We start from the raw sequence: 10,881 nt of genomic DNA, 5'->3' as shown, positions 1-10,881 counted from the left end.
GCCCTCGGGCGCCCGGCCCCCCCCCCCGGCCCCCCCTTCCGGCGTACCGGTGTACCGGGCTGCGGGCGGGATCCGGATTCACCCGATCGGCGGCGCTCGAATGTCCCCGCCCGCCCCTGCCACGGACGCTGGGCGGGACCGGACGCCCGGCGTCCCGCCCGACGAAGGAGCCTCTCGTGGCCCAGACAACGCCCCCCAGCAGGACCCCCGACAGCAGGTACGCCTCCGACGGGCAGAACCCGTGGGCGGCGAGCGGCGCCATGTTCGCCGGAGTCCTGATGCTCGTGGAAGGCGTCCTCGGCATCCTGAAGGGAATCGTCGGCATCGCGAAGGACGACGTCTACGCGCGCGTCGGCGACTACACGTTCAAGTTCGACGTCACGGCGTGGGGCTGGATCCACCTCGTCGTGGGCATCGTGCTCGCGGTCGTCGGCGCGGGCATCCTCAAGGGCGCGGCCTGGGCCCGGGTCACGGGCGTGACGATCGTCGCGCTGGACATCGTCCTCAACTTCCTGTGGCTGCCCTACACCCCGCTCTGGGCCCTGATCTCGATCGCCATCGGCGTCTTCATCATCTGGGCCCTGTGCACCGACACGGGCAGCGCCCGCTCCAACGCCGCCTGACGTCCTCAGGCGGCGGGGACGGGGACGGCAGCCGTCAGCACGGCGCCCTCTCCGGGCGCCGACTCGATGGTCAGGGTCCCGCCGAGCTGGCGCATCCGGGCCCGCATCGCCGGGACGCCGTGTCCGCGCAGGCCGGACGGGGCCTCGGGGAGGGCGGCGGGGTCGAAGCCGTGGCCGTTGTCGGCGACGTCGAGGACGACCTGGTCGTCGAGCCGGGTCAGGGTGAGCGCGGCGGTGGTCGCGCCCGAGTGCTCCCGTACGTTGGCCAGCGCGCCCTGGGCGATGCGCAGCAGCGCGGACTGCACGCGTTCGGGCAGCGGGGCGATCCGCCCGCCCGCGTCGATGTGGACGCGCACGGTGAGTCCCGCGCCGGACTCCCGTTCGGCGAGGGAGTGCAGCGCGGCGTCGAGGTCGCCGCCGTGGGCGAGGTCGGCGGGTGCGAGGTCGTGCACGAAACGGCGGGCTTCGGCGAGGTTGAGCTCGGCGATGGACGCGGCGGTGCGGATGTGGCCGCGGGCCTTGGCCGGGTCGGTGTCCCAGGTCCGGTCGGCGGCCTGGAGCAGTATCCGCTGGCTGGACAGGCCCTGGGCGAGCGAGTCGTGGATCTCCATGGACAGCCGTTGGCGTTCGGCGAGGGTGCCTTCCCTGCGCTCGGTGGCGGCGAGCTCGCGGCGGGTGCGGACGAGGTCGTCGATGAGGGCGTGCTGACGGGCCGCCAACCGCTCCATGTGGAGGAAGACGGCGGTGGTGAGCGCGGCGACGGCGGCCGGGCCGATCACCAGGTCGAGGTTGAAGCGGGGTGCCAGCGTCAGCTGCGCGAAGATCACGAGGAGCGTGAGGAACGCGACGAGGACGAACGCGGCGACGGGCGGCAGGGTGCGCAGCGCGGAGTAGAAGAGGGGAACCGCGACCCACGCGAAGCTGGGCGCGAGCAGCACGAGGACGGCCCACGCGGTGACGACCACGCCCAGCCAGGCCAGTTGGGGAGCCGGAGGCCAAGGCGCGGCCGTGGGCCGGGTACGCCTTGACCGCCATGGCGGGGCCGAGCAGGTAGAGGACGGCGACCAGGACGGCGAGGGCGATCACCCAGGGGGCGCGGGCCTCCTGCGTGTGCCGCTGGACGAACCGGACCATCGACGTGCCGACCAGCACGAAGAACGTCACGCGCATGACGAGCGCCAGCCACCGGTCGTCCGGATCGCTGCCGGAAACGCGCATGCACACCTCTTGACATAGGGTCCCTGAACTGGACAAACAGTCACATTGTCGCCGAGGGGGGCGGTGTGGGGGTCAACCGATCGGATGACAGGCGTGTCACCCCTCCCGCCCGCCGCATCCAGCCGGCCCGCCGACGGGCCGGGGCCGCCGGCGGGCCCAGGATTGATGTCCGAGCGGGGCAGCCGAGAACGGAACCGGACGAGCCCCGTCCCCTCATCGAATCCAGGAGCTGGCACACATGAAGCAGGTCAAGAACGTCTCGAAGCGCACCCGTGCCGTCACCGGCGGCGCCCTGATCGCCGCCCTCGCCCTCGGCGGCTTCGGCGCCTACGCCGCCAGCGCGGCCCCGGCCACGGCGCCGGCCCCGGCCGCCCAGACCGAGGCGAAGGCGGATGCCAAGAACAAGAACCTGACCCAGTCGACCCACCTGACCGTCGAAGCCGCCACGAAGGCCGCCCAGACCGCGCTCGACGCCGCGAAGAAGGAGAACCAGCGGGTCACCGTCGCCGTGGTGGACCGCAACGGCAACACCATCGTCACGCTGCGCGGCGACGGCGCGGGCCCGCAGTCCTACGAGGCCGCCCAGCGCAAGGCGTACACCGCCGTGTCCTGGAACGCCCCGACCTCCGTACTGGCCGGCCGCCTCGCCCAGACGCCGACCCTGAGGGACATCCCCGGCACCCTCTTCCTCGGCGGCGGCGCCCCGGTCACCTCGAAGAACGCCCCGATCGCGGGCATCGGTGTCGCGGGCGCACCCTCCGGCGACCTGGACGAGAAGTTCGCCCAGGCCGGTGTCGCGGCGCTGAACAAGTAGCCGAACAAGCAGGCGAACAAGCAGGCGAACGAGTAACAGACAGCGCCCGAGCCCACCGACATGCTGACGCACCGGAGGAGAACCCCCATGCCCCTTGCCGACCAGGCCCTGCTGGCCGCGGCCACCGCGGGCGACGCCGACGCGGTGGGCGCGGCGCTCGCCGCCGGCGCCGCCATCGAGGCCCGCGACGAACACCGCCGCACCCCGCTCCTGCTCGCCGCCCTCGCCGACCACGTGGCGGCGGCCGAGGTCCTCGTCGCCGCAGGCGCCGACCCGAACGCCCAGGACGACCGCGACGACAGCCCCTGGCTGGTCACCGGCGTCACCGGCAGCGTCCGCATGATGCGCGCCCTGCTCCCGGCCCGCCCCGACCTCACCCTGCGCAACCGCTTCGGCGGCATCGCCCTGATCCCCGCCGCCGAACGCGGGCACGTCGACTACGTACGGGCCCTGCTCCGCGAGACCGACATCGACGTCGACCACGTCAACCGGCTCGGCTGGACCGCCCTGCTCGAAGCGGTCATCCTCGGCGACGGCGGCCGCGCGCACCAGGAGGTCGTGGAACTGCTCATCACCGCCGGCGCCACACCGCACCTTCCGGACGGCGACGGCATCACCGCGCTCGAACACGCGGAGCGCCGCGGATTCACCCACATCGCCGGCCTACTGAGGTCCGTACGGTAGATCCCCGGTCCGGCCGTCACCCGCGCCACCTCGACGACGGGTCAGAGCGCGGCGAGGACGCAGACCGTCAGGAACGCCACCTGGAGGAGCGTCCGCGGGACCAGCGGCATGACCGGCTTGCCGTTGAGCGTGAGCCCGGACCGGGCGGCGTGGACGTTGGCGGGGAACATCGCCAGCAGCATGAGCGTGAACGCGATCGCGGCCCAGGGGCGGGTCGCGGGAAGCAGCAGGCCGACCGCTCCGGCCAGTTCGAGCAGGCCGGTGACCGTCACCAGCAGGTCCGCCCGGGGCAGCGCGGGCGGGACCATGGCGATCATCTCGGCCCGGCGGCCCGTGAAGTGGCCGACGCCGGTGAGCGTGAACATCAATGCCAACGCGACGCACAGCGCGGGCTGCCAGCCGTCCAGGGCGGAGAGGCCGAGCAGTCCGGCGATGCGGGCCAGGATCCAGCCGACGACGAGCACGATCAAGGGAGCCATTGCGTGTCCATCCATCCGATTCCAACATCTTGACACTGGAAAGATTCACCGACCGCGGTCATCTTGTCAATGCCTAGATCTGGGTTAGGCTCGGTCCCATGACAACCCCCGCCTCCGCATCCCACCCCGCCGCAGACCGCCAGAGCTACCACCACGGCGACCTGCGCCGCGCGCTCCTGACCGCGGCCGTCGAGGCCATCGAGGAATCCGGCGCCGCCGCGGTGAGCCTGCGCGACCTCGCCCGACGGGCCGGGGTCTCCCACGCCGCACCCGCCCACCACTTCGGCGACAAGGCCGGCCTGCTGACGGCCGTGGCCGTCGAAGGGTTCGGCCTGTTCGCCGACGTACTCAACGCCACCTGGGAGCGGACCGGCGACTTCGCCGAGGTCGGCGTCGCCTACGTACGCTTCGGGCTGACCCATCGCGGGCACTTCGAGGTGATGTTCCAGCCCGCCCTGTGCCGCCCGGACGCCGCCGACCTGATCGCCGCCCGGGCCCGCGCGGCCGAGTCGCTGCACGGCGGCGCGGCCCTCCTGGCCGCGCGCGCGGGAGACGGGGACGAGCAGATCGCCGCGCTGGCGGCCTGGTCGCTGGTCCACGGGTTCACGGCGCTGCGGCTCAGCGACAGTCTCCCGCTGCCGCCGGACGCCGACCCGGAGGCCATGGCGCGGCAGGTCACCCGGCTCCTCGTCCGGTAGGGCGGGTTCGGTCCGTTAGGGCGCGTTCGCGGATTCAGATCCGGCCGGCGGCCAGCACGACGGAGGCGAGTTCGGGGTGGCAGATGTCGCTGTGCGCCCCGCTCGGCGGTCCTCCGCGGAAGACCACGGACGCGGCGTCCACGTTGGCGTACCCCTTCGGGGGAAACGCGAACCCGTCGGCCATCGCGGCCACGGCTCCGATCGGCGTGGTGGACACGCCGTCGATCCCCTGGATGCCGTCATGACCCAGCGCACCCCATCGGGATACGAGGTCCAGTCCCGAAGCGTCGTCGCCCTTGAGGCGGGAGGCGATCGGGTAGAACGTTCCCACCGCGTGGTCGTGCACCGAGAAACACGCGACGATGGGGCCGGAGACCTTGTCCCGGGCGCCGCGCAACGCTCCGCTGTTCGCCGGGTCGAACGGAAGCCGGTCGGCGAAGGCGAAGTGTGAGAACGCCGCTTGCAGGAGCGTCACGGAATGCACGCAGGAGCCCTGATCGGGCAGGTCCTTGAGCGCGAACGACACGAGCCGGCCACCGAAGCTGTGTCCCACCAGGTGCACTCGCAGGCCGGAGAAGCGGGGGTCTTCCTGGAACCGGGCGAGCACCGGGCCCAGGCCCTGGCGGCCGACCAGTCCGGACCGCTGCTTCATCTGGTAGTAGGTGGTCTGGCGCAACATCTCCCGGGCGCCGTTCCACAGCCCCCGCAGCCCGTCGAAGGAAGCCGCGTCGTCGTCGGCCGCGGGGAACTGCACGCCGACCCTCGTCAGAAGGGGAAGGAAGCCTCCGAAGACGTGATCCGGATCGTCCATCAGCATCTCGGGCTGCCGGCCCGCCTCACCCTCGTTGTCCACGCCTTCCGTTCCGTCCTCGGTCAGCGACTTCGCCAGCTCGAAGAACTCGTCGAGCCGGGCGCTCTCCGCCGGCCGCTCCTCAAGGAGCCCGGCCAGCTTCTCGATCGTGTCCGTGTGGCCGGGGAAGGCCTTGTCCAGGGCGGCCTGCGTCTCCTGCCCGAGACCCTGCGGCAGTGTTCGCCCCACCCCCGCCCCCGCCCCTCCGAATGAGGCGGCGCCGTCCGGGTCGGGGGGAGGCGCTCCGTCGGGTTCCGCGGCGAAGTCGGGGATGGGCTCGTCCGTCCAGCGCATCGACGGCCAGATGACGCCCGCGTAACCGACCTTGGCCGTGGAGCCGCGTCCGTCCAGGAGCGAGGGAAACGGCGAGAAGAAGCGGTCGTAGAGGATGGTGGCAGTGCTCGGGCTGTTGTTCCAGCCGTGTGAGAAGACCACGAGATCCGTGATCGCCTCGTCCTCTACGCCCTTCAGCAGGGCGTCTCGTTGAGCTTCATCGGGATCGCCCTCACTGTCGAAGGTGACCTCCCAATGGGGAGGTGTGCTGGTACCGGGCATGCCCGTCTCCTTCCCGGCTGGTCAGATGGACTGCAAGGCACGCATGAGATCGATCAGCCCCGCGCCTTCGTAATACCGCGATCGCCCCAGCGGCGTCGCGGATTCCATGAAGATCCTCTTCACCCGTTCGGGATCTCCGATGAACTCGCGTTGCGAGGAGAGGAACGCCGCGATGGCTCCGGACACGTGCGGGGCCGCCATGCTCGTCCCGGTCAGCTCGGTGTAGGCGTGGCAGCACTCCGGCAGGCCGGCGGGCCGGCTCTTCCCGACGGCGCACGACACGATGCGCTCACCTGGAGCCACCAGATCCGGCTTGTACCGCCCGTCCCCCGTGGGCCCCTTGGAGGAGAAATAGGAGACCCCGTAACTGTGCGGAAGGTTCCGGTGCGTCGAGCCGACCGTAATGGCACGTTCGGTATTGCCCGGGTCGTTGATCGTCGCCTGCAGGACCGTGTACGTGGCGCTCGCGCCCATGCCGGGGTCGGGCGTCAGGATTCCGTAGCCCGTGTTGCCCGCGGCGACGACGACCACCACGCCCGAGCGCACGAGTTTGTCCACTTCCGTGCAGACCGGGCTGTAACCGGCGGCGTGCCACTTCGCGGGGAAGTCGTGTCCGATGCTGATGTTCACACCGTGGATCCGGAACGCGGACCCCGTGCCGTTCTTGTCTCGCACCCATGTGAGGGCCTCTATCAGCCGGCCCACGCGGGCCTTGTCGTCCGCCCCGGGTTCGATCACCTTCAGGCTGACGAGTTTGGCGGCGGGTGCCATCCCCCTCAGAGCAGCGGGGTCGATGTCGTTCTGCTCCACCAGCTGACCGCCCTCCCCGGACTCGTCGGTGGTCTCCCGGAACACGCGCGGGGGATGGCCCTGCCCGTCCGCGAAGGCAGTCGGCAGGCCGCCCGCGATGATGCCCGCGACGTGCGTGCCATGGCCCTTCTCATCCGTCAGGGGACTCGATCCGCCGGTGAAGTCCTGATGCAGGTCTTCGATCCTGCCGCCCTGGACGTCCTCGCCGTAGAGGGACTTTCCGTGGAGACCCGGGTAGGAATCGAAGTGCGCGTGCGCTTCCGAGATCCCGGAGTCGATCACCGCCCAGACGATCTTCTCGCCGCAACTGTCGAAGGTGCGCCGCGCCGTGTCCGCTTTGACGGTGTGGGCCGACTCGTTGATCAGCGGGTGTACGGGAAAGTCCGGCCAGACCCGGTGCAGCGCGGAGTCCGGTCCGCTGGCCGAACTCTGATCGTCCGTCACGAGTTCCTTGACCCTGCTGAAGGAGAGCTCGCCGGCGGCGAAGTCCTCGCTGACGCGCTTGAGGGCGCCGCCACCCATCAGTTGCCAGACTTCCTGAAGACGTCTCCAAGCCCCGTCGACGCCTCCCGGCGCGAATCCCCGGTTGAGCTCCAGCAGGAGCGGAATCAGCGCCTCGGGCTCCGGCTCACGGGACATGCGCAGACGCGTCTGCTCTTCGAGCAGCGGCATGGCGATCACCCCGGCGTGGAGCAACGGCTCGCGGGCGACGGGCTCGACGGGGGGAGACACCGGACCGCCACTCGGAGCCGGGACGGCTCTCCGCGCCTGCGCGGCCCTGGCGATGACCGCCTCGGCGATGTTCCGGGGGACCTCGGCGTAGGAGTCGAACTGCATCGCATAGCTGGTGCGACCCGAGGTCTTTCTGCGGAGGTCGTCGACGTAGCCGAACATCTCCGACACCGGCACGAGGCCCTTCACGATGCGAGAACCGGGACGCTCGTCCAAGGCGCGGATCTGGCCGCGTCGGGAGTTGAGGTCGCCGATGACGTTGTTCATGTACTCCTCGGGAGTGGTGACCTCTACGGCCATCACCGGTTCGAGGAGCACGGGCGAGGCCTTGCGCTCGGCCTCCCTGAAGGCCTGCGAACCGGCGGCCTTGAAGGCGAGCTCGGAGGAGTCGGCCTCGCGGTAGTCACCGTCGAGAAGGATGACGCGGACGCCCGTGACCTCGTAGCCGGCCAGGACGCCGGACTCCATGGATTCCCGTACGCCCACATCCACCGCTTCGACGCATTCCTTCGGGATGCGGCCATCGGTGACCTCGCTCACGAACTCGTACGGGGCTTCGGCTCCCCCGGTCGGCTCGATGGGCTCGATCGTGATCTGCACCTTGGCGAACTGACCGGTCCCGCCGGCCTGCTGCTCGTGGGTGTATTCCTGACGCTCGACGGTCTTGCAGATCGTCTCGCGGTAAACGACCTGCGGCTCGCCGACGTCGGCCTCGACCTTGAACTCGTGCTTCATGAGGTCAACCAACACCTGGAGGTGCAGCTCGCTCATACCACCGAGGACGGTCCGACCGGTCTCTTCGTCCGAGTGGGCGCGGAAAGAGGGGTCGTCTTCCGCGAGGCGCCGGAGGGCGACGTCCAGCCTCTCCCGGTCACCCTTCGACCTGGGCTCGATGACGACTTCGAGGACCGCGGTGGGGATGTCTGTACGCCTCATGGCGCCCTCGACGTTTGGGGAAGAGCCGATATCCATGACTCACCGGATATTCTGTACAAGTATGTACTATATTTACATGGTATCCCTACATGCGCAGGGCCCGCCCGCGATGGGAGTGCTGACATGGTTGAGCGGGACACCCCGGACAGGCGGGGGCGCCTGAGCCGCCCGCTGGTGCTGGCCGCAGCCGTCGCCCTGGTCGACCGGGAGGGGCTCGCCGGGCTGACCATGCGCCGTCTCGCCGCCGACCTGGGCGTGGAGCCGATGGCCATCTACCGGTACACCGCCGGCAAGGAAGCCCTGCTCGACGGCCTGGTCGAGGCCTTCTTCGCCGAGGTCAACGACCGGCTGCGGACCTCGGCCGAAGCCGTCCCCGCCGGCCGGGAAACCGGCCCGGGCGACCCGTCCTGGCGCGCCGAACTGCGCCGGATCGCCCGCGCCTTCGCCGCCGCGGTACACGCCCACCCCGAGATCCTGCCCGTAGTGGCCACCCGCCCGCTCAGCGTGCCGATGGCGAGGCGCCCCACACCTCTGCTCCAGCTCACCGAGCACATCCTTGAGGTGCTCGGCCGGGCCGGCTTCGACGACGCCACCACACTGACGGTCTACCGCGCCTTCGTGGCCTGGAACCTCGGCTGCCTCCTCGTGGACAAGCGCCAGGTGGTCGACAACCCCGAGGAGCCGGACCTCATGCTGCGCCTGGGTCTGCACCGGCTGCCCGCCTCCGAGTACCCGCGGCTGCGCTCGCTCGTCCCGCGACTGGCCGAGTACGACGACGAGCAGGAGCTGATCTCGGGCCTCGACAGCCTGCTCAGCCAGGTGCCCGAGGCGCCGCTTGACTCCTTCTACGGCCCGAGCGCACGCTGAGAATACGAGGTACACATCGGACATACGTCTACGTGCCCGCACATACGCCGACGGCGCCCGAAGGAGGCCCGTCATGTCCAACGAGTACACGATCCTGCGCGTCCGGGTCACGGCCAAGGACGCGGACACCCTGCGCGCCCTCCTGCGCGATACCCGTCCCGATGTCGGCGGGCGGGTCGGCCGGGCCCAGGACGGCAGTCTCGGCTTCGACGCCTACGTGTCCCCGGAGAAGGCCGAAGCCCTCGTACGCGAGGGCGTGACGGTCACGACCCTGGAGGACGCCACCGCCACCGGACGCGCCCGCCAGGCCGAGGTCGGCGAGGGAGACCGGTTCGCTCCCGAGGACGCGGTTCCGCAGGGACTCGCCCTCAAGGTGGAGGACAGCTAGGAGGGACGCCATGCCGTACCTGAACATCACCGAGGTCGCGTCCGGCGTCAGCAGCCTGGCCGCCGCGTTCCCGGGCCGGTGCGAACTCGTCGACCTGCCCGAGCTCACCTTCGAGGGCCGGGCCTCGCAGGCCCTGCGGATCGGCAGCGCTCCCGGAGGGACCCACGATGCCGTCGTACTGATCGGCGGCGCACATGCCCGCGAATGGGGCAGCTGCGAGATCCTCGTCAACTTCGCGGCCGACCTGCTGCACGCCCAGAGCGGCGGTACGGGCCTCGCCTACGGCGGTACGGGCTTCACCTCCGCCCAGGTGAGCGGCCTCCTCGACGGACTCGACATCGTCGTGTTCCCGCTCGTCAACCCGGACGGCCGGCACTACAGCCAGACCGTCGAACCGATGTGGCGCAGGAACCGCAATCCCGCCCAGTCCGGCGGCGACCCGGCCTCGATCGGCGTCGACATCAACCGAAACTACGACCACCTCTTCGACTTCGAGACCGCCTTCCACCCGGACGCCCCGGTCCGGGTCTCGGCCGACCCGGCCGACCCCGATCAGGTCTACCAGGGACCCAGCCCCTTCTCGGAGCCCGAGACCCGCAACGTCCGCTGGCTGCTCGACCGGTTCCCGAGGACCCGCTGGTTCGTCGACGTGCACAGCTACACCCAGGACATGCTCTACGTGTGGGGCGACGACAACAACCAGTCCATCGATCCGTCCAGGAACTTCCAGAACCCCGCCTTCGACGGCAAGCGCGGACTGAAGAACGACCTGCTCTACGCGGAGTTCGTCCCGAAGACCGACGCCGACGACTCCGCGGTGCTCGCCGAGCAGTTCTGCAAGGCGCTGAAGGGCGTACGCGGCAAGATGTACGCCCCGCAGCCCGCCTTCGACCTGTACCCGACCTGCGGGACCAGCGACGACTACTCCTACGCGCGCCACATCGTCGATGCGCAGAAGGGCAAGATCCTGGCCTTCACGGTCGAGTGGGGCAAGAGCTTCCACCCGCCGTGGGCGGAGATGGAGAAGATCGTCCTCGATGTCGACGCCGGGCTCGTGCAGTTCTGTCTGACCGCCCTCTCGTAGTTCTCACCTAGTGCCGCACGTGGTGGGGGGGCCCCCCCCCCCGGGGGGGGCGCACAAACAAAAAGAGAACAGGGACGGTGGTTTGGTAGAATTGGGATTGTATGGGGGACCACCAAACCGTGTGTGGGGTGGTGAAACAGGTT

Annotated in this window: 9 protein-coding genes and 3 pseudogenes; 7 read left to right on the top strand and 5 right to left on the bottom strand. The window is 70.3% G+C overall.

Translation table 11 applies throughout. The features are described from left to right. Positions 1-176: 176 nt before the first annotated feature. Positions 177-623, top strand: a complete 447-nt coding sequence (locus tag ACFXDJ_RS13880; RefSeq protein ID WP_384663928.1) for a hypothetical protein — start codon at positions 177-179, stop codon at positions 621-623. A 5-nt stretch (positions 624-628) separates the two neighbouring features. On the opposite strand, the pseudogene ACFXDJ_RS13875 reads toward ACFXDJ_RS13880, so the two are convergent. Next, positions 629-1,841, bottom strand: a pseudogene (locus ACFXDJ_RS13875) (sensor histidine kinase). Positions 1,842-2,079: 238 nt separating this feature from the next. Between ACFXDJ_RS13875 and ACFXDJ_RS13870 the strand changes: the two are divergent. After that, positions 2,080-2,655, top strand: a complete 576-nt coding sequence (locus ACFXDJ_RS13870) for a heme-binding protein (RefSeq protein ID WP_384663926.1) — start codon at positions 2,080-2,082, stop codon at positions 2,653-2,655. 87 nt (positions 2,656-2,742) lie between these two features. Then, positions 2,743-3,339: an ankyrin repeat domain-containing protein gene (locus ACFXDJ_RS13865; RefSeq protein ID WP_384849074.1), complete on the top strand. Its 597-nt coding sequence runs from the start codon at positions 2,743-2,745 to the stop codon at positions 3,337-3,339. Positions 3,340-3,380: 41 nt separating this feature from the next. Here the strand turns inward: ACFXDJ_RS13865 and ACFXDJ_RS13860 are convergent, their stop codons facing one another. Continuing rightward, positions 3,381-3,818, bottom strand: a complete 438-nt coding sequence (locus ACFXDJ_RS13860) for a DoxX family protein (RefSeq protein WP_384662421.1) — start codon at positions 3,816-3,818, stop codon at positions 3,381-3,383. 98 nt (positions 3,819-3,916) lie between these two features. Between ACFXDJ_RS13860 and ACFXDJ_RS13855 the strand changes: the two genes are divergently transcribed. Next, the gene (locus ACFXDJ_RS13855; protein ID WP_384662419.1) at positions 3,917-4,516 is read left to right on the top strand and encodes a TetR/AcrR family transcriptional regulator; all 600 of its coding nucleotides are present in this window, start codon (positions 3,917-3,919) and stop codon (positions 4,514-4,516) included. Positions 4,517-4,550: 34 nt separating this feature from the next. Here the strand turns inward: ACFXDJ_RS13855 and ACFXDJ_RS13850 are convergent, their stop codons facing one another. The 3 genes and pseudogenes from ACFXDJ_RS13850 to fusA form a co-directional block, all read right to left on the bottom strand. Next, complete coding sequence (locus ACFXDJ_RS13850; protein WP_384662417.1) at positions 4,551-5,921, bottom strand: serine-threonine protein kinase; 1,371 nt, start codon at positions 5,919-5,921, stop codon at positions 4,551-4,553. A 21-nt stretch (positions 5,922-5,942) separates the two neighbouring features. Next, positions 5,943-7,019, bottom strand: a pseudogene (locus ACFXDJ_RS13845) (S8 family serine peptidase); the annotation flags it as partial. Between the two features lie 486 nt (positions 7,020-7,505). After that, positions 7,506-8,387 (bottom strand): annotated as a pseudogene (gene fusA / locus ACFXDJ_RS13840) (elongation factor G); the annotation flags it as partial. A 135-nt stretch (positions 8,388-8,522) separates the two neighbouring features. On the opposite strand from fusA, the gene ACFXDJ_RS13835 reads away from it, so the two are divergent. The 3 genes from ACFXDJ_RS13835 (at position 8,523) to ACFXDJ_RS13825 (ending at position 10,738) form a co-directional block, all read left to right on the top strand. Continuing rightward, on the top strand, positions 8,523-9,266 hold the full coding sequence (locus ACFXDJ_RS13835; RefSeq protein ID WP_384662414.1) for a TetR/AcrR family transcriptional regulator: 744 nt from the start codon (positions 8,523-8,525) through the stop codon (positions 9,264-9,266). A 73-nt stretch (positions 9,267-9,339) separates the two neighbouring features. After that, positions 9,340-9,654, top strand: coding sequence for a hypothetical protein (locus ACFXDJ_RS13830; RefSeq protein WP_384662411.1), 315 nt, complete (start codon positions 9,340-9,342; stop codon positions 9,652-9,654). A 10-nt stretch (positions 9,655-9,664) separates the two neighbouring features. Beyond that, a complete protein-coding gene (locus tag ACFXDJ_RS13825) occupies positions 9,665-10,738 on the top strand; it encodes a M14 family metallopeptidase (RefSeq protein ID WP_384662408.1) in 1,074 nt (357 codons plus the stop codon). Positions 10,739-10,881 lie beyond the last annotated feature (143 nt).

Origin of the sequence: Streptomyces sp. NPDC059443 (assembly GCF_042750105.1) — a bacterium.
In the GTDB taxonomy this organism is placed as follows: domain Bacteria; phylum Actinomycetota; class Actinomycetes; order Streptomycetales; family Streptomycetaceae; genus Streptomyces.
Note: the sequence above shows the minus strand (reverse complement) of the source record. Positions and strands in the feature narration are given on the sequence as shown.